At 71.7% G+C, this 23,396-nt stretch carries 22 protein-coding genes and 1 tRNA gene; 18 read left to right on the top strand and 5 right to left on the bottom strand.

What is annotated here, in order from left to right; translation table 11 throughout:
- The first annotated feature begins 40 nt into the window (after positions 1–40).
- The 6 genes from Q5530_RS03285 to Q5530_RS03260 are packed head-to-tail and all read left to right on the top strand — an operon-like array spanning position 41 to position 4,375.
- Positions 41–493, top strand: a complete 453-nt coding sequence (locus Q5530_RS03285) for a hypothetical protein (RefSeq protein ID WP_415360620.1) — start codon at positions 41–43, stop codon at positions 491–493.
- 6 nt (positions 494–499) lie between these two features.
- Positions 500–730, top strand: coding sequence for a transcriptional regulator (locus Q5530_RS03280; RefSeq protein WP_415360619.1), 231 nt, complete (start codon positions 500–502; stop codon positions 728–730).
- Positions 731–743: 13 nt separating this feature from the next.
- On the top strand, positions 744–1,511 hold the full coding sequence (locus tag Q5530_RS03275; protein WP_415360618.1) for a hypothetical protein: 768 nt from the start codon (positions 744–746) through the stop codon (positions 1,509–1,511).
- A 22-nt stretch (positions 1,512–1,533) separates the two neighbouring features.
- Positions 1,534–2,877 (top strand): replication initiator, encoded by a 1,344-nt coding sequence (locus Q5530_RS03270; protein WP_415360616.1) that lies wholly within the window; start codon positions 1,534–1,536, stop codon positions 2,875–2,877.
- Positions 2,874–3,095, top strand: coding sequence for a helix-turn-helix domain-containing protein (locus Q5530_RS03265; RefSeq protein ID WP_415360614.1), 222 nt, complete (start codon positions 2,874–2,876; stop codon positions 3,093–3,095). Before Q5530_RS03270 ends, Q5530_RS03265 begins: the two co-directional genes overlap by 4 nt.
- Positions 3,095–4,375 carry a tyrosine-type recombinase/integrase gene (locus Q5530_RS03260; RefSeq protein WP_415360613.1) on the top strand — a complete coding sequence of 427 codons (1,281 nt, stop codon included), beginning with the start codon at positions 3,095–3,097 and terminating at the stop codon, positions 4,373–4,375. Before Q5530_RS03265 ends, Q5530_RS03260 begins: the two co-directional genes overlap by 1 nt.
- Positions 4,376–4,469: 94 nt before the next feature.
- Here Q5530_RS03260 and Q5530_RS03255 read toward each other — a convergent pair.
- A tRNA-Gly gene (locus Q5530_RS03255) sits at positions 4,470–4,540 on the bottom strand.
- Between the two features lie 72 nt (positions 4,541–4,612).
- Between Q5530_RS03255 and dcd the strand changes: the two genes are divergently transcribed.
- Positions 4,613–5,194 (top strand): dCTP deaminase, encoded by a 582-nt coding sequence (gene dcd, locus Q5530_RS03250; protein ID WP_415360612.1) that lies wholly within the window; start codon positions 4,613–4,615, stop codon positions 5,192–5,194.
- A gap of 49 nt (positions 5,195–5,243) precedes the next feature.
- Here dcd and Q5530_RS03245 read toward each other — a convergent pair whose 3' ends face one another.
- Positions 5,244–6,233, bottom strand: coding sequence for a cation diffusion facilitator family transporter (locus Q5530_RS03245; protein WP_415360610.1), 990 nt, complete (start codon positions 6,231–6,233; stop codon positions 5,244–5,246).
- Positions 6,234–6,357: 124 nt separating this feature from the next.
- Here Q5530_RS03245 and Q5530_RS03240 point away from each other — a divergent pair, with 124 nt between their 5' ends.
- Positions 6,358–7,626 (top strand): LPXTG cell wall anchor domain-containing protein, encoded by a 1,269-nt coding sequence (locus Q5530_RS03240; protein ID WP_415360609.1) that lies wholly within the window; start codon positions 6,358–6,360, stop codon positions 7,624–7,626.
- Positions 7,627–7,663: 37 nt separating this feature from the next.
- Positions 7,664–8,047: a phage holin family protein gene (locus Q5530_RS03235; RefSeq protein WP_415360608.1), complete on the top strand. Its 384-nt coding sequence runs from the start codon at positions 7,664–7,666 to the stop codon at positions 8,045–8,047.
- A gap of 80 nt (positions 8,048–8,127) precedes the next feature.
- Here the strand turns inward: Q5530_RS03235 and Q5530_RS03230 are convergent, their stop codons facing one another.
- Positions 8,128–10,410 (bottom strand): (Fe-S)-binding protein, encoded by a 2,283-nt coding sequence (locus Q5530_RS03230; RefSeq protein ID WP_380637668.1) that lies wholly within the window; start codon positions 10,408–10,410, stop codon positions 8,128–8,130.
- Between the two features lie 141 nt (positions 10,411–10,551).
- Between Q5530_RS03230 and Q5530_RS03225 the strand changes: the two genes are divergently transcribed.
- From Q5530_RS03225 to Q5530_RS03190, 8 genes are all read left to right on the top strand, one after another.
- Entirely contained in the window at positions 10,552–10,887 is a 336-nt protein-coding gene (locus Q5530_RS03225; protein WP_415360606.1) for a DMT family transporter, read from the top strand.
- Positions 10,880–11,428: a TetR/AcrR family transcriptional regulator gene (locus tag Q5530_RS03220; RefSeq protein WP_415360604.1), complete on the top strand. Its 549-nt coding sequence runs from the start codon at positions 10,880–10,882 to the stop codon at positions 11,426–11,428. The genes Q5530_RS03225 and Q5530_RS03220 overlap by 8 nt, the downstream gene beginning before the upstream one ends.
- Before the next feature lie 23 nt (positions 11,429–11,451).
- Entirely contained in the window at positions 11,452–12,033 is a 582-nt protein-coding gene (locus Q5530_RS03215) for a hypothetical protein (protein WP_415360602.1), read from the top strand.
- 115 nt (positions 12,034–12,148) lie between these two features.
- Positions 12,149–12,934 carry a DUF4097 family beta strand repeat-containing protein gene (locus Q5530_RS03210; RefSeq protein ID WP_415360600.1) on the top strand — a complete coding sequence of 262 codons (786 nt, stop codon included), beginning with the start codon at positions 12,149–12,151 and terminating at the stop codon, positions 12,932–12,934.
- Between the two features lie 244 nt (positions 12,935–13,178).
- Positions 13,179–15,032, top strand: a complete 1,854-nt coding sequence (dnaK, locus tag Q5530_RS03205; RefSeq protein WP_380637663.1) for a molecular chaperone DnaK — start codon at positions 13,179–13,181, stop codon at positions 15,030–15,032.
- Positions 15,029–15,748: a nucleotide exchange factor GrpE gene (gene grpE, locus Q5530_RS03200; RefSeq protein WP_415360599.1), complete on the top strand. Its 720-nt coding sequence runs from the start codon at positions 15,029–15,031 to the stop codon at positions 15,746–15,748. The genes dnaK and grpE overlap by 4 nt, the downstream gene beginning before the upstream one ends.
- A gap of 20 nt (positions 15,749–15,768) precedes the next feature.
- Entirely contained in the window at positions 15,769–16,932 is a 1,164-nt protein-coding gene (dnaJ, locus tag Q5530_RS03195) for a molecular chaperone DnaJ (protein ID WP_415360597.1), read from the top strand.
- A gap of 2 nt (positions 16,933–16,934) precedes the next feature.
- On the top strand, positions 16,935–17,363 hold the full coding sequence (locus Q5530_RS03190; protein ID WP_380637660.1) for a heat shock protein transcriptional repressor HspR: 429 nt from the start codon (positions 16,935–16,937) through the stop codon (positions 17,361–17,363).
- Positions 17,364–18,165: 802 nt separating this feature from the next.
- On the opposite strand, the gene Q5530_RS03185 is transcribed toward Q5530_RS03190, so the two are convergent.
- Positions 18,166–19,269 (bottom strand): FAD-binding oxidoreductase, encoded by a 1,104-nt coding sequence (locus Q5530_RS03185; RefSeq protein WP_415360595.1) that lies wholly within the window; start codon positions 19,267–19,269, stop codon positions 18,166–18,168.
- A 910-nt stretch (positions 19,270–20,179) separates the two neighbouring features.
- Positions 20,180–20,560 (bottom strand): VOC family protein, encoded by a 381-nt coding sequence (locus Q5530_RS03180; protein WP_415360594.1) that lies wholly within the window; start codon positions 20,558–20,560, stop codon positions 20,180–20,182.
- Between the two features lie 185 nt (positions 20,561–20,745).
- Between Q5530_RS03180 and clpB the strand changes: the two genes are divergently transcribed.
- Positions 20,746–23,328, top strand: coding sequence for an ATP-dependent chaperone ClpB (gene clpB / locus Q5530_RS03175; protein ID WP_415360593.1), 2,583 nt, complete (start codon positions 20,746–20,748; stop codon positions 23,326–23,328).
- Positions 23,329–23,396 lie beyond the last annotated feature (68 nt).

The following is a 23,396-nucleotide window of genomic DNA, read 5'->3' as shown; positions in this document are numbered from 1 at the left end:
CTCACTTCTCACTTCGTGTCTCACTTCCTGGAGCTTTGCCATGCCCAATTCCTTGGACCGCATCATCCGAACCCTGCGCTCCCTCATGCGCTCCACCGGCCTGCCCCGACCGGACCGGCTGATCGTCTCCACCCGGTCCGGCTCGATCCACGCCGAGTTCACCAGCGGCACCGCCCCCGACCGGCTCGCCGCACTGCTGCTGTGGCTGACCCGCCTCGACGGCGTCACGCTGACCTGGACCCTGCGAACCGACCAGGTGCTAACCGTGGCGGCCACCGCCCGCAACCACGCAGGACTGGTCTTCGGCCTGACCGCCTCGGCCGCCCTGTCCGACCTCGGCGCGGTGCCGGCGGGCGAGTCCGCGGTAAACCTCGGGCCGTTCCGCCTGGTTCCGATGGTGGTCGAGCCGGTGACCTTCGAGGAAGTGGCCCGCCTGGTTCACCTCGGCCGCGCCCTGGCCGCACGTCGGGCCCGCACGGTGCGAGCCGCGTAACCGGCCATGGCGAAAACGATCAGGCTCCGCGCCGAGCAGTTCCGCAAAGCCGCCCGCCTGGCTGGCTACCGGTCCGACTACGCCCTGGCCAACGCCATGGAAGTCGAACGCTCCACCGTCCACCGAGTCCTCAAAGGCGATCTCCAACCCGGCCCCGCCTTCATCGGCGGCGCACTGACCGCCCTGGCACCCATGCAGTTCGAAGACCTCTTCGAGGTCATCCCCGTCCGCCTATGAAGGGGAGCCTCCGTTGTCCGAGCGCAACACCGACGATCAGCACGAGACCCGGGCCGTGCGGCGGCTTCGCGCACGCCTGGCCGAATCCCACCAACTGCACGACCTGACCTCCGACCCGCTGTTGCACGCGGTGCGCCTGGAACGCTTCCGCGTCTCGGTCACCCGGTCCATGTGGTTCTTCCTCGCCCTCGGGCTCGGATTCACCACCACCGGCGTGCACGAGTTCCTGGCCGGCCGCCTGACACCGGGCGACGGGCTGTGGTGGGGCGCGTGGCTGGTCGAACCCGCCCTGGCCGGCATCCTCGTCACCCTGCTGCGCTGGGAAGCCGAAATGCTCTCCCAGGGCCTGACCGTCGACGCCGCCCCTGTCGTGTGGCTCAAACGACTCCTGCTCGGCGCCACCCTGATCACCAACGTCTGGTCCGCCCTGCGCCCGCCCTCCGGCCGGGTCGAGTACGGCGTGGTCTTCCTCCACCTCGTCGTACCCCTGGTGGTGTTCCTCATCGCGGAAGTCATGCCGGTCATCCAGCACCGCTGCAACACCGCCCGCGACCGCGTCATGGCCGTTGCGGCTCCCGTTCCGGCGGCGGTGCCCTCGGCGGCTTCCAACGCGCCTCGTCCGGCGCTCAAGCTTCCCGCTCACCTGCAAGCCGTGCTTGGCACCAAAGCCGCCGAAGTGCGACAGCAGGGCCGCGCCGTCACCCCGGCCGACGTGCAAGCCGCCGTGAACGTCCCCGATGCCTTCGCGGCGCAGCTCGCGGACCAGCTCAACGCCGCCTGACCACCCACTGAAAGGAAGCCACTTGGTCCTCACGCTCGAAGACCGCATCACCGACCGGGTCCGACAGGCCGACTACCGGGACTGGCGCGACAAGGTCACCGCCATCGGCGGATGCGCCGCCCCCATCCGCCTCACCGGAGCCTGGCAACTCCACACCCCCGACTCCACGCGCGTCCTGGCCCATCTCGGCGGGGATGTGATGGTGCCCTGCGGCAACCGCCGCGCCACCGTGTGCCAAGCCTGCTCCGACCGCTACGCCGCCGACGCCTTCCACCTCATGCGGGCGGGCCTGTCCGGTGGCAGCAAGGGTGTCCCCGAATCGGTCGCGGACAAGCCGCGCGTGTTCGCCACCCTGACCGCCCCGTCCTTCGGCCCGGTTCACAACCGGCCCACCACCCGAAGTGGCAAGGCGCGGCCGTGCACAGGGTGCGGGGCCTTTCACCACCCCGACGACCCGCGCATCGGCACCCCCGTTGACCCGGACGGCTATGACTACGTGGGCGCGGTGCTCTGGCAGGCCCACGCCGGCAAGCTCTGGCACCGCTTCACCATCACCCTGCGCCGCCACCTGGCCCGGTCGGCGGGCCTGACCGTGCGAGCGTTCAAGGATCACGCGCGCGTCTCCTACGCCAAAGTGGCCGAGTACCAGCGACGCGGACTGGTCCACTTCCACGCCGTCATCCGCCTCGACGGACCCGACGGCCCCCACGACCCGGCGCCCGCCTGGGCCACCACCGACCTCCTCGACCAGGCGATTCACAACGCCGCTCGCACGGTGTTGATCGAGTCCCACCGGCCGGACGGGACCGTGCTCGATCTCGTCTGGGGGAAACAGGTCGACGTGCGCCCCATCCGAGCCGCCTCGGCGCACCAGGTCGAACAGGACGGCGTGCTCAGTGACGGCAAGCTCGCCGCCTACGTCGCCAAATACGCCATCAAAGGCACCGGCGCACGCGACACCCCGGACAGGCCGATCCGCTCGCAGTTCGACATCGACCACCTGCGGATCTCCGACCACCACCGACGCATGATCCAAACCGCGTGGGACCTCGGTGACCTGGGCTTCTACGCGGAGCTGAACCTTCGGAAGTGGGCTCACATGCTCGGCTTCCGAGGCCACTTCCTCACCAAGTCCAAGTACTACTCGACCACCTTCAAGCGCATCCGCGAGGACCGCCGCGCCTACTGCGCTGCCGAAGTCCTCGACCGGCTCGGCCTCGAAGCCGACCAGGTGATCGTCGTCAACGACTGGGCTTATGCGAACTCCGGCTACGCCAACGACGCCGAACGCGAACTGGCCTCCGGCATAGCCGAACGGCTCCGCGCACAACGCCAACGCCAGTACATAGAGGAGGACGCAGCATGACCGCTCGTGAGCACTACTCGGTGACCGAAGCTGCCGACTACCTCGGCACGTCGGTCCGCTTCATCCGCCGCCTGGTCGCAGACCGGCGCGTGACCTTCTACAAGGTGGGGCGGCACGTCCGGTTCAAACGGGCCGACCTGGAAGCATTCGTGCAGGCGGGCAAGGTGGAGGCGATCACCGTCGAGTCGGTCCAGCGCGACCTGTGGCGGGTGGCCTGATGGCGGGCAGGGCGGGCCGACGCAGGTTCGGCAACGTGCGCAAGCTGCCCTCGGGCCGCTACCAGGCGAGCTACCTCGGGCCGGACGACAAGCGGCACCCGGCCCCGGAGACCTTCGCCACCCAGCGGGACGCGGACAGGTGGCTGGTGCAGGTCGAAAGCGCCATCGCGCGCCGCGAGTGGACCAACCCCGATCGGGCGAGGGTGCAGCTCAACAACTACGCGGAAGCCTGGATCAGGGAGCGGCCGAAGTTGCGTCCACGCACGGTCCAGCTCTACGGGTGGCTGCTGGGGAAGTACATCGCGCCCCACCTCGGCGCGGTCCGGCTCGGCAACCTGGACACGCCGATGATCCGGAGGTGGCGGGCCGACCTGCTGCGTGACGGCGTGTCCGAGACGATGGCGGCCAAGGCGTACCGGCTGCTGCGGGCGGTCCTGATGACGGCCGCGAACGAGGACCGGATCATCCCGCGCAACCCGTGCCAGGTGGCGGGGGCGGGCACGGAGAGTCCCGACGAACGGCCGGTGCTCACCGTGGCGCAGGTGTTCGACCTGGCATCCCGGATGGCTGACCCCCGTTACCGCGTGTTCGTGCTGCTCGCGGCGTTCTGCACCCTCCGGTGGGGTGAGATCACCGCACTCAAGCGCGAGGACGTCGCACCCGATGGGAGTTGGGTGCGGGTGGTCGGCGCGTTCGTGGAGCTGCCCGGCCGTGGCCTGGTCTACGGACCGCCCAAGTCGCGGGCGGGGAAGCGCCGGGTGACCGTGCCCCTGACGATCCGGCGGGACCTCCTTGACCACCTCGACCGGTTCACGGACTCGGCCCCCGACGCCTGGGTGTTCACGGGCAAGCGCGGCAACCCGTTGCGCCGGGGTGACTTCAACCCCCGCTCCGGGTGGAAGGCCGCGGTGAAGGCCATCGGTGTCCCTCACCTGCGCTTCCACGACCTGCGGCACACCGGGAACACCCTGGCCGCGCGGACCAAGGTCAGCACCCGGGACCTGATGGCCCGCATGGGTCACGACAGCCCGCGTGCCGCGCTGATCTACCAGCACGCGACCAGCGAGGCGGACCGCGAGCTGGCGGCGGGCCTCGACGGGCTGATCGCCAGGGAGCGCGTGACCGGCCCGGCGGGGGAGAAGGCGGCGGTGTGGGAAGACCTCACCGAGGAACAGCGGGAGGTCGTGCGGCAGCTCGCGGCGGCCATGCCCGAGCGGTGGAGGTGGCTGCTGCCGGATGACGACGACGGCGCGACCGGAGCACTGGTGCCCGCCGGCTAATTGCACGTGGATTGCACGGTGAGCCCGGAGCCCGAACACGACGAAGGCCCAGGCTGGCCAGCGAACCGGCTCTCACCTGGGCCTTCGTCGTCCGAGCGGGTGACGGGAATCGAACCCGCCTCTACAGCTTGGGAAGCTGTCGTTCTACCAATGAACTACACCCGCGCGCCGTGCTCGCCACGATCATACACAGACCCGCCTGCCGCACCGCACCGGTCGGCCACCTAGGCTGCACCCGTGTTGTTGAGCGACCGCGATCTGCGCAAGGAAGTCGACTCCGGCCGCCTGGTCCTGGAGCCCTTCGACGACGTCATGGTGCAACCCTCCAGCATCGACGTGCGCCTGGACCGCTTCTTCCGCGTCTTCAACAACACCCGCTACACCCACATCGACCCCGCCGTCCAGCAGGACGACCTCACGACGCTCGTCGAGACCGTCGACGACGAGCCCTTCGTCCTGCACCCCGGCGAGTTCGTGCTCGGCTCCACGTTCGAGCTGGTCACCCTGCCCGACGACCTGGCGGGCCGGCTGGAGGGCAAGTCCTCGCTGGGCCGCCTCGGCCTGCTCACCCACTCCACGGCCGGCTTCATCGACCCCGGCTTCTCCGGCCACATCACGCTGGAGCTGTCCAACGTCGCCAACCTGCCGATCACCCTGCACCCCGGCATGAAGATCGGCCAGCTGTGCCTGTTCCAGCTCAGCAGCGCGGCCGAGTTCCCGTACGGCTCGCGGGAAGCGGGTTCCCGCTACCAGGGCCAGCGCGGTCCCACGCCGTCCCGCGCGTACCTCAACTTCCACCGCACCGACACCAAGCGCTGAGCACCGGGCGCTGAACACCGGGCGCTGAGCACCGGGCGACGCAACCGGCCTACAACCGCACGTCGCCGTACCGGGCCAGCACGCGCGCCCGCAGCGCCTGGTCGGTCCGCGGCACCGGCTCCAGGAACACCTCGTCCAGCTCGGGGTGCGCCTGCCGCAGCTCGTCGTCGATCCGCACGCACGCCCGCTCCAGCTCGGCCACCCCCAGCGCGTCGTCGAAGTCGAGCCGCGCGCACAGCAGCACCCGGTCCGTGCCCACCGCCATGGTCAGCAGGTCCACCACCTGCTCCACCTCGGGCACGTCGCGCAGCTCCGCCCACACCGCCCGCACCAGGTGGGGGTCCGCCTGCCGCCCGATCAGCAACCCCCGGTTGGTCGAGGCGAGCGTGAACGCGACGACCGCCAGCAGCACGCCGATCAGCAGCGACGCCACCCCGTCCCACAGCGACGACCCGGTGAGGTGGTGCAGCCCGATCCCGCCGAACGCCAGCAGCAGCCCGACCAGCGCCGCCGAGTCCTCCAGCAGCACCGTCTTCACCGTCGGGTCGTCCGACACCCGCAGGAACTCCAGGAACGACCGCTCCTCCTCCCGCGCCCCCCGCCGCACCTGCCGCACGGCCTGCGCCCACGACACCGACTCCAGCGCGAACGCGATCGCCAGCACCACGTAGCCGACCACCGGGCTGGTCTGCTCCTCCGGCGCCCCGAACACGGTCCGGAACCCCTCGTAGAACGCGAACACCGCGCCCGACACGAAGATCGACACGGCGGCGAGCAGCGACCAGAAGTACCGCTCCTTGCCGTACCCGAACGGGTGCTTGCGGTCGGCTGCCCGGCCGGACCGGCGCAGCGCGGTCAGCAGCAGGCCCTCGGTGAAGGTGTCGGCGACCGAGTGCGCGGCCTCCGACATCATCGCGGCCGACCCGGTGATCACACCCGCGACGGCCTTCATGATCGCGATGGCCAGGTTCACCGCGAGGGCCAGCAGCACGGTCAGCGTGCTCTCCCCGCCGCCGCTCTTCTCGGACCGCTCAGGCATGCTGACGACGTTAAGCCGGTCGGCGGTGATCCGCCCGTCGCGGGGTGTGACGCAGGTCTCGAAACGATCATGCCCCACCCCACGACGACGAGGTGACGAATTCGATCTTCTGGGGGAGTTCCGGGTGCGGAACCTGAGCAGGGCGGCCGCCGCGTGCGCGGCCTTCACGGCGTTGGCGGCGGGCACCGTCCCGGCCGCCGCGCAGGACGGCGGCACCGTCGTCATCGAGGGCCTGGTGTGGTTCGACCGGAACGCCGACGGCAAGCGCGACGCGGGTGAGCAGCCGCTGGCCAACGGCCGCGCGATCCGCGTCTCCGACGCCGCCACCAGGCAGGACATCGGCGTGTTCCGCACGGACGCCCGGGGCCGCTACCGGGCCGAGGTGCCCGACGTGCCGGTCATGGTCTACAACCCCAACGCCGACGTGTTCCGGCCGACCACGAAGGCGCCGCCGCAGCCGGTCGTCGGCGGCGGCACGGTCGACTTCGGCCTGCGCGGCGCGGACGTGCCGGTGCTGTGCCGGGTCGAGGGCGGCGCCGGGACCACGCCGCCGAGCGGCTGCCCGGTGCGCGTCACCGGCGGCCCGCTGGACGTCGACCGGTCGGCGGAGCCCGCCGTGGGCGGCGACTCCTCCTTCCAGGACCTGCCGGCGGGCCGGTACACGATCACCGCGGGCGCCCTGTTCGGCCACGGCCTGGCGCTGGTGCGGCCGACCGGCGGGGACCGGGTCGACTGGGTCACCTACACCCGGGAGATCGAGGTCGACCACACCCTGGTCGGGCCCCGGGTGGAGCTCGCCTACGGCGCGGCCAGGGGCGACATGTCCTACGCGCTGCGCCTGGAGCCGGGCCGGGACCGCTACGCCGTCGGCGACGAGTTCGAGGCCGTCGTCTCGGTCACGAACGGGGGCACCGCGCCGGAGCGGGCGGTGTTCGCGCTCGGCGAGCCGTCCGACCGGCAGGCGGAGAGGGTCGCGATCGGCGACAACGTCACCGCCGACGCGAACGGGTACGCGCTGGAGGACCGCCTGCTGCCCGGCGCGACCGCCGAGGTGCGCTTCACGCTGCGCGTCAAGGCGCCGTTCTCCGCGGTCGACGTGGTCGGCGCGCACGTGAACGAGCTGCGGGACGCGGACTCGTCGAACAACGCCGCCCGCGTGCCGGTGCTCATCGGCGACGGCGCGTCCACCACGTCGACCACCGCGCCCACCGCCACGCCCACCGCCACGACCGCGCCCAGCACCACCGGTTCCGCGACGGTCCCGGTGGCGGGCGACGGCGGTGACCTGGCGGACACGGGCGCGGCCCCGCTCCCGCTGTTCGCGCTCGGCGGCCTGCTGCTCGGCGGCGGGGCGTTGGCCCTGGTGGCGGCGCGCAGGCGTCGCCGCGCCTGACCCGTTCGGCGCAGCGCCACCGCTAGCCTGCTGCGGCATGGGCATTCTCGTGCACGTGCTGCTGACGGCGGTGGCGGTCTGGGTCGCCACGCTCGTCCCGGGCATCGACCTGGACCAGGGCGCCTCGGCGCCCGCGAAGATCGGCACGCTGATCGGCGTCGCGCTGCTGTTCGGCCTGGTGAACGCGGTGGTCAAGCCGTTGGTGAAGTTCTTCGGCTGCCTGTTCTACGTGGTCACGCTCGGCCTGATCGGGCTGGTGGTGAACGCCCTGCTGTTCTGGCTCACCGGTTGGCTGGCCGGCGAGCTGGGCCTGCCGTTCGAGGTGAGCGGCTTCTGGGCCGCGTTCTTCGGGGCGATCATCGTGGCGCTGACGGGCTGGGTGCTGAACCTCGTCTACGACCGCGCCACCGACGACCGCTGACCCGGCGGAGCCCCCTCCACCCGCGCGGGTGGAGGGGGCTCCGCCGTCGGAACCACCGGGGCCACCGGGTCACCGGACGATCAGTTCGCCGGCGACGAGGGCTCCTTGTCCTCGTCCGGCAGCGGGGTGCCGGTGGGCGCCTCGTCCGTCGGCACGTCCTGCGCCTCGGGCTCCCTGCCGCGCCGCACCGCGGTCAGCAGCAGCTGCGCCACGTCCACGACCTCGACGTGCGCACCGGCCACGCCCTCGTTCTGCCGGGCGGTCACGCCGTCGGTGAGCATCACCCGGCAGAACGGGCAGCCGGTGGCGATCTTCGACGGCGCGGTGCCCAGCGCCTCGTCCACGCGGTCGACGTTGATGCGCTTGCCGATCCGCTCCTCCATCCACATGCGGGCGCCGCCGGCACCGCAGCACATGGACCGCTCGGCGTTGCGGGGCATCTCGCGCAGCGTCGCGCCCGACGCGCCGACCAGCTCGCGCGGCGCCTCGTAGACCTTGTTGTGCCGGCCCAGGTAGCACGGGTCGTGGTAGGTGACGTCCTCGGCGATCTCGGCCACCGGCACCAGCCGCCGCTCCCGCACCAGGCGGTTGAGCAGCTGCGTGTGGTGCACGACCTCGTACTGGCCGCCGACCTGCGGGTACTCGTTGGCCAGTGTGTTGAAGCAGTGCGCGCACGTCACGACGATCTTGCGCTGCCCCGGCTCGCGCCCGTCGAACACGGTGTTGAGCACCTCGACGTTCTGCTGCGCCAGCATCTGGAACAGGAACTCGTTGCCCGCGCGCCGCGCCGGGTCGCCGGAGCACGACTCCTCCGGCCCGAGCACCGTGTACTTGACGCCCGCCGTGTGCAGCAGCTCGGCCACGGCCCGCGTGGTCTTCTTCGCCCGGTCCTCGAACGCGCCCGCGCAGCCGACCCAGAACAGGTACTCGGTGTCGCCCAGCTCGCCGTCGAACACCGGCACGTCGAAGTCCAGGCCCTCGGCCCAGGCCAGCCGGTCCCGGGAGTTCTGGCCCCACGGGTTGCCCTTGTTCTCCAGGTTCTTGAACATGCCGCCCAGCTCGGACGGGAAGTTCGACTCGATCAGCACCTGGTAGCGGCGCATGTCGACGATGTGGTCGACGTGCTCGATGTCCACCGGGCACTGCTCGACGCACGCGCCGCAGGTGGTGCAGGACCACAGCACCTCGGGGTCGATGACGCCCAGCTCGTCCGGGCCGCCGACCAGCGGGCGCTCGGACTCGGCCATCGCCAGCACGTCGACGGTCTCCAGGCGCTTCTTGTAGTCCTCGTACTTGTCCTCGACCAGGCCGACCTCGTCGCCTGCCATGTCGCGGCTGCCGCCGGCCAGCAGGTACGGGGCCTTGGCGAACGCGTGGTCGCGCAGCTGGGTGATCACCAGCTTGGGTGACAGCGGCTTGCCGGTGTTCCACGCCGGGCACTGGGACTGGCAGCGACCGCACTCGGTGCAGGTGCTGAAGTCCAGCCAGCCCTTCCAGGTGAAGTCCTCGACCTTGCCGACGCCGAAGGTGTCCTTGTCGGGGTCGGCTTCCTCCAGGTCGAGGACCTGGCCGCCGCTCATCATCGGCCTGAGCGCGCCGAGCGCGACGCCGCCGTCGTCCTCGCGCTTGAAGTAGATGTTGAAGAACGCGCTGAACCGGTGCCAGGCGATGCCCATGGTCAGGTTCTTGCCGACCACGATCAGCCAGACCATCGCGGACAGCAGCTTGATCGCCGCCATGACGGACACCCAGTCGGGACTGGTGGGCAGGATCGTCGACAGCGGCCCGGTGACGAAGGACGACCACAGCGGCGGGTCCTCCAGGCCGGCGGCCTGCTTGAACGCCTTCACGCCGAGGATGCCCAGGCCCTCGACGATGACGACGGCCTCGACGAAGTAGGCGGACTTGAAGCTGGAGCCGGCGAACCGGGACAGCCGGTCGGCGCGGCGCGGGTGGTTGAGCTGGCGGATGACCGCGAGCGCGACGCCGCCGGCGACGGTGCCGAGGCCGAGCAGCTCGATCAGCAGCGACCACGCGGACCAGGTGCCGATGACCGGCCAGTGGAAGCCCGGGTCGAAGACCTCGCCGTACGCCTCGAACAGCACCGCGGAGCCGATGAGGAAGCCCCACATCACCATCCAGTGCCAGGGGCCGACCTTCCGGAACTTCATCATCCGGGTGTGCGCGACGAACTCGACGAGCAGGGTTTTCAGGCGCGGCCAGAACGGCCCGGCGCGCGTCGGGTCCGGTTGGCCGAGGCGGACGATCCTGATCATCCGCAGGACACCCGCGACGAACAGGCCCCAGGCGTACACGCTGACGGCGACGCCGATGGCGCCGAGGGTGAGCTGGAGGGCTCCCATTGTGGTGGCGGCCTTTCTCGTCCGTCTCTCTTGGCTCGGCAGCCTACGCCCGCTTACTGGCCAGTAACCACTTGAGCGTGGCAGATCGCATATCCCCGGACAAAATAGTGGAACAGCTGTTCAACTTTCTGGGGGTCGTTCATGTTCGTCTACCTGGTCCTGGCCGTCGCGATCGTCGCCGAGGTGGCCGCCACGGTCTCGCTGAAGCTGTCCGAGGGGTTCAGCAGGCTGGTTCCCTCGATCGTGGTGGTCGTGGGCTACCTGGTCGCGTTCACCGCGCTGGGCAAGGTCCTCCAACTGGGCATGCCCATCGGCGTGGCATACGCGATCTGGTGCGCGTTCGGCGTCGCGGCGGTGGCGGGCGTGGGCGTGGTGCTGTTCAAGGAACCCCTCAACGCGACCATGGTCGTCGGCCTGCTGCTGGTGATCGCCGGCGTGGTCGCCATCGAGCTGGGCGGCAATGCCGGCGATGCCTGACCCGACCACCTCCCGCGCGGACGGCCGCCGCCGGCGCGGCGAGCAGCGGCGGCGGGTGATCCTGGAGGCCGTGCTGCGGGTCGTGGAGCGGGACGGCGCGGCGGGGGTGAGCCACCGGTCGGTGGCGCGCGAGGCGGGCGTGCCGCCCACGTCGGCCACCTACTACTACGCGACGCTGGACGACCTGCTGATCGCCACGCTCACCTGGTCGGCCGACGAGACGGCGGCGGGGTTCCGCGCCCTGGACCCGGCGCCCGCGGCGGTGGCCGGGTTCCTCGCGGACGCGGTGGGCCCGCACCGGGGCCGGACGCTGGCCGGGTACGAGCTGTACCTGCTCGCCGCGCGCCGCCCCGGGCTGAGGCCGGCGGCGCGGCGGTGGTTCGAGGGACTGGAGGACCAGGCCGGGGCGCGGGACCCGGTGGTGCTGCGGGCGCTGCTCGCGGGGCTCGACGGGCTGCTGATCCAGGGCCTGATCGCGGACCGCCCCCCGACTGCGGGGGAACTGGAACCGGTCGTGTCCTTCCTGATGCGCGGTCGGTGACCTCCGCGCGGGACACTGGGTCCATGGGGTTCGCCGGTCGGGAGTCGTGGCAGGTGTCGCACGGGACGAGCCGGGCGGTCACCACCGCCCTGTTCCTGCGCGACACCCTCGCGCTCTCGGTCGACACCGTCCCGGAGCTGCCCGGCCTGGACCCCGGGGTGCCCGTGGTGGTCCCCGCGGGCGTCGACCGCGCGGCCGCGGCCGAGGAGTGGCTGGGCTGGTGGGCCGACGTGCTCGACCACGCCCGCGCCGGGTCGCCGCCGGACGACTCCCCGGACGTGCCGGACGACCCCTCGGGCACGTCGCTGCGCGTGCGCCCGGCGCTGCGCGCCGCGGTCCTGGCCCTGCGGCCGGCCGCGGCCGACCACCACCGGCGCACCGCCGCCTCCCCCCAGACCCTGCCGATCGGCGAGGTGGTGCGGGGCGTCGAGCACCGGCTGGGCCGCCACGTGCGCCCGTTCCGCCTGGTGATCACCGAGGTCCCGGTGCGGGGCCCGGTGTGGGAGCGCACGACCGCCGCGCACGTGATCGCCTCCCGGCACTTCCTCGGCGACCCCGCCCTCTCCGCCCCGGCCCTGCGCGCCGCGGTCGAGGCCCTCGCCTGAGCCGCCGGGGGTAGGGACAACCCCCATGCCGGGTCGGGGGCCTTCCCGATGGGGCCCGACCCGCCCACCGCCTAGCTTGGGCACAACGACGTGAACGCCTGAGGGGGCGACTGTGGTGGGCAAGCGGATCGGGTTGGCGGCCGTCGCGGCGGTGACCGCGGCGGTGGCGCTCACGTCCTGCGTGCGGCTGGTGGAGCACGGCTTCGAGGACCGGCACACCGTCGGCGAGCGGATCACCGAGGTCCGGCTCCGGAACGGTTCCGGCGACATCGTCGTCCGCGGCCGCGCGGGCGCCGACTCGACCGAGGTCCGGCGCCGGCTCCAGTACCCGAAGAACGCCGCAGCGCCCTCCGGGGTCTCCCACCGGGTGGAGGGCACGACCCTGGTCCTCGACGGCTGCGGCCACCGGTGCACGGTCGACTACGAGGTCACCGTGCCGTCCGAGGACGTCCGGGTGGTCGGCGAGAGCGAGTCGGGCGACGTCCGCTTCGAGGACGTGGCCGCGGTGGAGGTCGAGATCGGCTCGGGCGACGCGGTGATCAGGGGGGTCTCCGGCGAGGTCCGCATCGGCGACGACTCGGGCGACGTCGAGGTGGCCGACGTGGGCGGCGGGTTCACCGGCCGGCTCGGCTCGGGCAACGCGTCCCTGTCCGGGATGCGCGGCGCGGTGACCCTCGACAGCCGGTCCGGCGACGTGCACGTCCGGCTGGACGCGGCGACCTCGGTCCGCGCCGTGGCGGGCAGCGGCAACGTCGTCGTCCAGGTCCCGCGCGTCCCCTACCGGGTCGACGTGGGGACCGACAGCGGCGAGCTGGAGGTGGGCGTTCCCGACGACCCGGGCGCGCCGGTCGAGCTGTACCTGCGCGCGAGCAGCGGCGACGTGGACGTCCTCGCGGCCTGAGCCGACCTCCGTCCCACCCGTGCCCCCGGCGTGCGCCGGGGGCACTTGCGCGTTCCGGAGCGGTGGGGAATTCCCCCTGACGGGTGGTCCGGATCACGTCCCGCCGGGAACACGCGGGCCCTCCCGCTCGTTGCAAGGAGCAGAAAGGTTGAGTCGGTTGGACTCAAGTCCGGGTAAGCCGGCAAACTTGAGCCAGTGCCGCTCAATGCGGGGCTTCCACACACGCACTACCAGGAGGAATCCAATGGCGCGAGCGGTCGGCATCGACCTGGGGACGACCAACTCCGTCGTCGCGGTTCTCGAGGGTGGCGAGCCGACGGTGATCGCCAACTCCGAGGGCTCGCGGACCACCCCGTCCATCGTGGCCTTCGCCAAGAACGGCGAGGTGCTCACCGGGCAGCCCGCCAAGAACCAGGCCGTGACCAACGTCGACCGGACCATCCGGTCGGTCAAGAGGCACATCGGCACCAACTGGTCCACCGGCATCGACGGCAAGGACTACACGCCGCAGGAGATCAGCGCGCGCGTGCTCATGAAGCTCAAGCGCGACGCCGAGGCGTACCTGGGCGAGGAGATCACCGACGCGGTGATCACCGTCCCCGCCTACTTCGAGGACGCGCAGCGCCAGGCCACCAAGGAGGCCGGCCAGATCGCGGGCCTCAACGTGCTGCGCATCGTCAACGAGCCCACCTCCGCCGCCCTGGCCTACGGCCTCGACAAGGGCGAGAAGGAGCAGACCATCCTGGTCTTCGACCTCGGTGGCGGCACGTTCGACGTCTCGCTGCTGGAGCTCGGCGACGGCGTGGTCGAGGTCCGCGCGACCTCCGGCGACAACCACCTCGGCGGCGACGACTGGGACCAGCGCATCGTCGACTGGCTGGTCGAGCGCTTCAAGCAGAGCAACGGCATCGACCTGACCAAGGACAAGATGGCGTTGCAGCGCATCCGCGAGGCCGCCGAGAAGGCCAAGATCGAGCTCTCCAGCTCCTCCCAGGCCACCATCAACCTGCCCTACATCACCGTCGACGGCGACAAGAACCCGCTGTTCCTCGACGAGACGCTGTCCCGGGCCGAGTTCCAGCGCATCACCAACGACCTGCTGGAGCGCACCCGCGCCCCGTTCAACAACGTGATCAAGGACGCCGGCATCAGCGTCGGCGACATCCACCACGTCGTGCTCGTCGGCGGCTCGACCCGGATGCCCGCCGTGGCCGAACTGGTCAAGGAGCTCACCGGCGGCCGCGAGCCCAACAAGGGCGTGAACCCGGACGAGGTCGTCGCCGTCGGCGCCGCCCTCCAGGCCGGTGTCCTCAAGGGCGAGGTCAAGGACGTCCTGCTGCTCGACGTCACCCCGCTGTCCCTGGGCATCGAGACCAAGGGCGGCGTGATGACCAAGCTCATCGAGCGCAACACCACCATCCCCACCAAGCGCTCCGAGATCTTCACCACGGCCGACGACAACCAGCCGTCCGTGCAGATCCAGGTCTTCCAGGGCGAGCGCGACTTCGCCTCGGACAACAAGAAGCTCGGCATGTTCGAGCTCACCGGCCTCCCTCCGGCCCCGCGCGGCGTCCCCCAGATCGAGGTCACCTTCGACATCGACGCCAACGGCATCGTCCACGTCTCCGCCAAGGACATGGGCACCGGCAAGGAGCAGCGGATGACCATCACCGGTGGCTCCGCCCTGCCGAAGGACGACATCGACCGCATGATCAAGGACGCCGAGGCGCACGCGGAGGAGGACAAGCGCCGCCGCGACGAAGCCGAGGTCCGCAACCAGGCCGAGACCCTCGTCTACCAGACCGAGAAGGTCGTCAAGGAGAACGAGGACAAGATCCCGGCCGAGGTCAAGGACAAGGTCAAGGCCGCCATCGACGAGACCAACGAGGCCCTCAAGGGCACCGACATCGCCAAGGTCCGGGCCGCGGTGGAGAAGCTCGCCACCGAGTCGCAGGCCATCGGACAGTCCCTGTACGCCAACGCCGCGCCGACCGCCGACGCGGGCCCGGGTGCCGCCGGCGGGGCCGCCGCGGGCGACGCGCCCAAGGCCGACGACGTGGTCGACGCCGAGATCGTGGACGAGGACGACAAGAAGTGACCCAGCCCGAAGAGCCCCAGGTGGTCGTCACCGACCGCAGGCGCATCGACCCCGAGACCGGAGAGGTGCGCGCCACCCCGCCCGGGGACGGCGCGCCGGAGAACGGCGACACCGAGGTCGAAGCACCCGCGTCGGAGCCGCAGCAGTCGCCGGAGCAGCAGTCGTCGGAGGAGTCGTCCGGGCAGTCGTCGGAGGGCGGCAAGCACGCCGCCCCCGACCTGCCCGACGAGGGCACGGCCGTCGCCGAGGACCCCGCCGTCGAGCTGAAGGCCCAGCTCGACGAGCGGACCGCCGACCTCCAGCGGCTCACCGCCGAGTACGCCAACTACCGCAAGCGCGTCGAGCGCGACCGGGAACTGGTCATCAGCACCGCCAAGTCCCAGGTCGCGGGCGAACTGCTCGGCGTCCTCGACGACGTCGAGCGCGCCGAGGCCCACGGCGACCTCACCGGCGCGTTCAAGGCCGTGGCCGACAAGCTGGTCACCACCCTCCGCGGTCTCGGCCTGGAACCCTTCGGGCACGAGGGCGAGGAGTTCGACCCGTCCGTCCACGAGGCCGTGCAGCACAGCACGTCCCCCGAGGTCGGCGGACCCACGGTCACGGCCGTGCTCCGCCGCGGTTACCGCTACGGCGAACGGGTCCTGCGACCCGCGCTGGTCGGCGTCACCGACCACGAGCCGGAGCCGGCCGCCGCGGAGCCGGCCGAGGGCAGCTGAGGAAAGGGAGGTGATGTCCGGTGAGTGCTAGGGACTGGATCGAGAAGGACTTCTACCGCGAGCTGGGCGTCTCCTCCGACGCCTCGGCCGACGAGATCAAGAAGGCGTACCGGAAGCTGGCCCGGGAGCTGCACCCCGACGCCAACCCCGGCGACGCCAAGGCCGAAGCCCGCTTCAAGGCCGTCTCCGAGGCGTACGGCATCCTGTCCGATGCCGCCAAGCGCAAGCAGTACGACGAAGCCCGCCGCCTCTTCGCCGGGGGCGGCGGCTTCCCCGGCGGCTTCGGCACCGGGGGCACCGGCGGTTTCGACGTCGGCGACCTGTTCGGCCGCGCCCAGCAGACCGGCGGCATGGGTGGCCTGGGCGACATCCTCGGCGGCCTGTTCAACCGCCGGGGGGGCACCACCGCCTCCGCCACCCGGCCCCGCCGCGGCGACGACGTCGAAACCGACGTGCGGATCGACTTCACCGAAGCCGTCCGCGGCGCCACCGTCCCCCTGAGGCTGTCCAGCCCGTCGGCCTGCGGCACCTGCGCGGGCTCCGGCGCGAGACCCGGCACCACCCCCCGCACCTGCACCAACTGCGGCGGCGCCGGACTCGTCACCCGCAGCCAGGGCGCGTTCGCCTTCTCCGAACCGTGCACCGACTGCCGCGGCACCGGCCGCATCGTCGACGACCCGTGCCCGGAGTGCGGCGGCGACGGCGTCAGCACCAAGACGCGCACGCTCACCATCCGCATCCCCTCGGGCGTCGACGACGGCCAGCGCATCAGGCTCGCCGGCCAGGGCGAACCCGGGCGCAACAACGGACCCGCCGGAGACCTGTACGTGCGGGTCCACGTCAACCCGCACCCCGTGTTCGGGCGGTCCGGCAACGACCTGACCCTCACCGCGCCGGTCACCTTCCCCGAACTGGCCCTGGGCACCACGTTGACCGTGCCCACCCTGGACGGCAAGGTGACGTTGAGGGTCCCCGCGGGCACCGCCAGCGGCCGGGTGCTGCGGGCCAAGGGCAAGGGCATCGCCAAGCGCGACGGCCAGGTCGGCGACCTGCTCATCACGCTCCTGGTGCAGGTGCCGGACAACATGGACGCCGCGGCACGCGAGGCGTTGGAGAAGTACGCGGCGGTGACCACCCACCACGACCCCCGCGCCGAACTCAACGCCCTGGTGGAGAAGAGGTAGGTGTGAGCTTCCCGTTCCCGCCCGGCACCGACGAGGACACCCCGTTCTTCGTGATCTCGGTGGCGGCGCAGCTGTCCGGTCTGCACGCGCAGACGCTCCGGTCGTACGACCGGATGGGGCTGGTGTCGCCAGGACGCACGTCCGGGGGCGGGCGCCGGTACTCGATGCGCGACATCGTGCTGCTGCGCGAGGTGCAGCGGTTGTCGCAGGAAGAAGGCGTCAACCTCGCGGGGGTCAAGCGGATCATCGAGCTGGAGAACGAGGTCGGCGCCCTGCGCGCCAGGGTCCACCAGCTGACCGAGGAACTGGCCTCCGCCATGGCGGCGGCCGAGCAGGCGGCCGCGTCGGTGCACGCCTCCTACCGGCGTGACCTGGTGCCGGTGCGGCACGAGACCGCGCTGGTGGTGTGGCGGCCGGGGCCCAAGCGCTGAAATCCCGGGGATACACGATGGGGTGACTGATGTACGGAAACACCGTTACCGACCATCGGTTGCACATGAGGAACCCCGCGACCACCCCGCATCCCCAAAACCCACCCGACGGCCCGGCCACCCCACAGCCGGGCCGTCGGCCTTTCCAGGACCCGGCCTCAGCCCTCCACGATCCGACCTCGGGCCAGCCCCAGCCCTCCACGACCCGACCCGACCCGACCCGACCCGACCTCAGGCCAGTCCCCGAGCCCGGCCCAGGCCAGCCCCCGGCCTCAGCCCTCAGCGCCGACTCCGGTCTGGGCCCGGCCCCTCGGCCCGATCCAGCCCGCCCGATCCAGCCCGGCCTGACCCGACCCACCCCGGCTTCAGGCGAGCCCCTGGTCTCGGCTCAGCCCGACCTCCGCCGCCAAGATGCCGCTGCCCGCGTTCGCCCAAGCGCTCGGCGCGTCACGCCTGACGGGGATCGCCGCGGTGGTCCTGGGGCCGGTGCCCTGGTCGACAGGCTGGCCGCCGAAGCGGGGGATGTCGGCCCCGAGTGGCGGAGCTGATCAGCTCGGCGTGAGGCTGGCGGTCGGCCTCCTGCGCTCAGCCTCCAGCGGTCGGCCTTCGGGTGGCCGACCCGGTATGGCCGACCCGGTATGGCCGACCCGGTATGGCCGACCCGGTATGGCCGACTCCAGGTGGCCAACCCGGTGTGCGGGCGCTGATCAGCCTGGGTGCGGCTGCCGACCAACCCCGGCGCGGGAGTGCGGACCGGGGTGCGGCTGGTTCGGCTCGGAAGCGGCGTGGCGTGAGGGGTGGCTCAGTCCAGGGTGAAGGGGTCGTACTTGATCCGGTCCAGCGGGGTGCCCGCCACCAGCATCCGGGACACCGTGGCCCGGATCATCGACGGCGAGCCGCAGACCAGCACGTCGCGGTCCTGCCACGCGCCGTAGCGGGTGACGACGTCGGCCAGGGTGCCCTGCTCGACGCCGCGGGCGCCCGGGTCCGACTCCAGCACCGGCACGACGGTCAGCCACGGGTTCGTCATCGCGAACCGCTGGAGGTTGTCCAGGTCGTACAGGTCCTCGCGGGTCCGACCGCCCATGAACAGGTGGACGCGGGGGTTCTCGCCCCACTGCGCCATCTCGTCGATGATCGCGTGCATCGGCGCGACCCCGGTGCCGCCGGCGACCATGAGCACGTCGCGCCCGGACCTGCGGTCCACGCTGAGCCGACCCATCGGGGGGCCGATCCGCCACACGTCACCGGCCTGGGTGTGCCCGACGATCGAGCGGCTCACCCACCCGCCCTCGACCGAGCGGATGTGGAACTCGATGATGCCGTCCGCGCGGGGCGCGTTGGCGGGCGAGTAGTACCGCCACAGCCGGGCCCGCTGGGGCGTTTCGACGCTCACGTACTGGCCCGCGCGGTACCCGACCGGGTGATCCGGCTGCAACCGGATCACGGCCAGGTCCCAGCTCACCCGTTGGTGTTCCAGCACGGTCGCGTGCCAGTACGCCGGACCGTCGTCGGCCGCGGCGGCCTCCTGCATGGAGCGGGCCATGATCGTGTAAGCCTCGGCCCACGCGAGCTCGACCTTCGGCGTCCACGCGGGGCCCGCGAACTTCTTGATCGCCGCCAGCAGCGCCGTGCCGACCGACTCGTAGTGCACGTTGACCACGCCGAACTTGCGGTGGTCGCGCCCGAGCTGGCGGAGGAACGGGATCAGGTCGTCCGGCCGGTCCACCATCTGCACCACGTGCACGAGGGCGCGCAGCAGCCGGCTGCGCTGGACCTCCATGTTCACCGGGAACATCTCGCGCGTGGCCGGGGCCAGGCTGAACAGCATTCCGTAGAAGAACTTGGCGACCTCGTCGGAGCGCGGCTCCACCACCGCGAAGCTCTCCCGGATCATCCGCACCATGGCGGTGACCCCGGGGGGAGGTTCTCGGTGTGGCGGGCTCGGGAGGGGGCTCAACACAGCGTTCGCAGTCATGGTCCGGGCGCAGTCTCCACGTTTCTGGCGGCGCCAGCAAGGCGCTACGTCCTCGTCAAGCTTCCATCCCCGACGAGGGGACATTAACCCGTCAACTGCCTGGTTGACTCCTTGATGCCACCTTCGAGTGCTAAGCGGTCACGGACGGTCGCGGGTCGCTCCGGCCAACGGGTGGATACTCCTCTATACATATACCGAAATCGAGGCTTGTGTCCCACCCCCATGCGTACGAGCGGCTGTGTGGATCGGGGAGCGGTCCGGGTCCCCGGCGGGGCGCACCCGCCCAACCCGGGGGCTGAGTCCGCCGAACCCGGGGAAGAAGCCCACCGAGGACCGGGGGGCGGGCGAGGAGCGGAGCCACGTCGAGACGCCCGATTTGCCTCTGCCCGGACAGGGGCGCACGCTGGTCCTGCGAGCGGCCGTGCCGGGCACCCGGCCCGGAGCACCGGACCGAGCACCGGGTCGGGTGACGGCTGGAACCGCATTGTTGCGGTCATCCGCACCGGCCTGTGGATGCGCACCAGCGGATTGTGGACAACTCCCGCCCCCTGTGGACAACTATTTAAGACATGTGGGTGACCTGTGCCGACGTCCCGGTCGAGACCGGGTCGACACCGCGCCAGGGCCGCGCCAGACCCGGGTCAGGCTCGCGCGGGGCCGCATCGGAGCGGGAGCCGCGCCGGATCCGGGAGCCGCGACGGCACGGGCAGCGACGACGGCACGGGGGTGACGTCCGACGGCGAGGGTGCGGGAGGGGGCTGCGCGAGGACGTGGCGGAACCGGAGGACGGGACGAGACCGCGCCCGCGAAGCCGTGTCGCCCCGCCCCCCAAACCTCGTCAGCCCCGCGCGGCCCGCTCCGCCGCACTGCGCTCCACGCAGAACTCGTTGCCCTCCGGATCGGCCAGCACCACCCACCCGGTCCCGTCCGCCCGCCGCCGGTCGTCGACCAGCCTCGCACCCACCTCGAGCAGCCGCTCGACCTCCGCGTCACGCGTCGTCCCGGGCCGCAGGTCGAGGTGCACCCGGTTCTTGACCACCTTCGGGTCGGGCACCTGGATGAACAGCAGCCCCGGACCGGACGGCAGCTCGATGTACACCTCGGGATCCCCGGGGTGGTCGTCGTCGGCCCGGGGCCGGCCGGTGACCAGGCTCCAGAACCCGGCCAGTTCGTAGGCGTCCCGGCAGTCGAACGTGATGTGGTTGACGAGAGAGGTCATGCGGCGATCCTCACGGGTCCCCGCTCGGGGGGCACCCGGATTTTTTCACCCACCCCGGTACCGCGTGGCCCATGCCACGGCACTCGCGTAGGTTGAGCGGAACAGGCTCAACTTTTCTGACGTTGACCAGGGTGACGGCCGGTGCCGCACGCCGGTCCACGCACGTTCGCCGACCGAGGTGAGGAATGGACGCTTTCAACCCGACCACGAAGACGCAGCAGGCCGTGTCGGCCGCCGTGCAGGCGGCGACCATCGCGGGCAACCCGGACGTCACCTCCGTTCACCTCCTCGGCGCCCTCCTGGCCCAGGGCGACGGCCTGGCCGCGCCCCTCCTCGGCGCCGTCGGCGCGGACGCCAAGCAGGTCCACAAGGAGCTGGACCAGCTGTCCCGCTCGCTGCCCGCGGCGACCGGCTCGTCCGTGTCCGCCCCCCAGTTCTCCCGCGACGCCGCCCGCGTGCTCGGCCGCGCCCAGGAGCTCGCCACCGAGATGGGCGACGAGTACGTCTCCACCGAGCACCTGCTGGTCGGCCTCGCCCAGCACGGCGGCCAGGTGACCGACCTGCTCAAGCGGCACGGCGCGAACCCGGAAGCCCTCAAGGAGGCGTTCGGCAAGGTCCGCGGCTCGGCCCGGGTCACCAGCCCGGACCCCGAGGGCACCTACCAGGCCCTGGAGAAGTACGGCGTCGACCTGACCGAACGCGCCCGCAGGGGCGTGCTGGACCCGGTCATCGGCCGGGACACCGAGATCCGCCGCGTCGTCCAGGTGCTGTCCCGCCGCACCAAGAACAACCCCGTGCTGATCGGCGAACCCGGCGTCGGCAAGACCGCGATCGTCGAGGGCCTGGCCCAGCGCGTGATCGCCGGCGACGTGCCCGAGTCGCTCAAGGGCAAGCGCGTGGTCGCGCTCGACCTGGGCGCCATGGTCGCGGGCGCGAAGTACCGCGGTGAGTTCGAGGAGCGCCTGAAGGCCGTGCTGAAGGAGATCACCGACTCCGCCGGCCAGGTCATCACGTTCATCGACGAACTCCACACGATCGTGGGGGCCGGCGCGGGCGGCGACTCCGCCATGGACGCGGGCAACATGATCAAGCCCATGCTGGCGCGCGGCGAGCTGCGCATGGTCGGCGCGACCACCCTGGACGAGTACCGCGAGCGCATCGAGAAGGACCCGGCGCTGGAGCGCCGCTTCCAGCAGGTCTTCGTGGGCGAGCCCTCGGTCGAGGACACCATCGGCATCCTGCGCGGCCTCAAGGACCGCTACGAGGTGCACCACGGCGTGCGCATCACCGACGCCGCCCTGGTCGCCGCCGCCACCATGTCCGACCGCTACATCACCGCCCGCTTCCTGCCGGACAAGGCGATCGACCTGGTCGACGAGTCCGCGTCCCGCCTGCGCATGGAGATCGACTCGCGCCCCGTCGAGATCGACGTGGTCGAGCGCGCCGTGCGGCGGCTGGAGATCGAGGAGATGGCGCTGGCCAAGGAGTCGGACCCGGCCTCGCTGGAGCGGCTGGCCGCGCTGCGCGCCGAACTGGCGGAGAAGCGCGAGGAGCTGGCCGCGCTGACCGCCCGCTGGCAGAACGAGAAGAACGCCATCGAGAAGGTCCGCGACCTCAAGGAGCAGCTGGAGCAGCTGCGCGGCGAGTCGGAGCGGGCCGAGCGCGACGGCGACCTGGGCCGGGCCGCCGAGCTGCGCTACGGCCGCATCCCGGCCCTGGAGAAGGAGCTGGAGGAGGCCACCCGCACCACGCAGGACGCCGCGGTGATGCTCAAGGAGGAGGTCGGCGCGGACGACGTGGCCGACGTGGTCTCCGCCTGGACGGGCATCCCGGCCGGCCGGCTGCTGGAGGGCGAGACGGCGAAGCTGCTGCGCATGGAGGACGAGCTGGCCCGGCGCGTGGTCGGCCAGTCCGAGGCCGTGCGCGTGGTGTCGGACGCGGTCCGGCGCACCCGCGCGGGCGTGGCCGACCCGGACCGGCCCACCGGCTCGTTCCTGTTCCTCGGCCCGACCGGCGTCGGCAAGACCGAGCTGGCCAAGGCGCTGGCGGAGTTCCTGTTCGACGACGAGCGGGCGATGATCCGCATCGACATGAGCGAGTACTCCGAGAAGCACTCGGTGGCCCGCCTGGTCGGCGCGCCCCCCGGCTACGTCGGCTACGACCAGGGCGGCCAGCTCACCGAGTCGGTCCGCCGCCGCCCGTACAGCGTGGTGCTGCTCGACGAGGTCGAGAAGGCGCACCCGGACGTGTTCGACGTGCTGCTCCAGGTCCTCGACGACGGCAGGCTCACCGACGGCCAGGGCCGCACGGTGGACTTCCGCAACACCATCCTGGTGCTGACCTCGAACCTCGGCTCGCACGTCATCGCGGACGCCTCGCTGGACGACCGGCAGCGGCGGGACGCGATCATGACCGTGGTCCGCGGCCACTTCAAGCCGGAGTTCCTCAACCGGCTCGACGACGTGGTGGTGTTCCGGGCCCTGGCCACCGAGGAGCTGACCTCGATCGTGGACATCCAGGTCGACCGCCTCGGGCGGCGGCTGGCCCAGCGGCGGCTGACCCTGGAGGTCACGCCGGCCGCCCGCGACTGGCTCGCGCTCAACGGCTTCGACCCGCTCTACGGGGCCCGGCCGCTGCGCAGGCTGGTGCAGTCGGCCATCGGCGACCAGCTGGCGAGGGAGCTGCTGGCCGGCGAGGTCCGCGACGGGGACGCGGTGAAGGTCGACGTGCTCGACGACCAGTCCGGGCTGATCGTCGGGCGGGGCTGAGGTCGCGGGCTGAGGTCGCGAGCTGAGGTCGCGGGCGGGGGTCGGTCGGCACAGGCCGACCCCCGACC

This window comes from Saccharothrix sp. BKS2 (assembly GCF_047689505.1).
GTDB classification, from domain to species: Bacteria; Actinomycetota; Actinomycetes; order Mycobacteriales; family Pseudonocardiaceae; genus Actinosynnema; species Actinosynnema lopnurensis.
The sequence above is the reverse complement of the archived record's forward strand: the minus strand, read 5'-3'. Positions and strand labels throughout refer to the sequence as shown.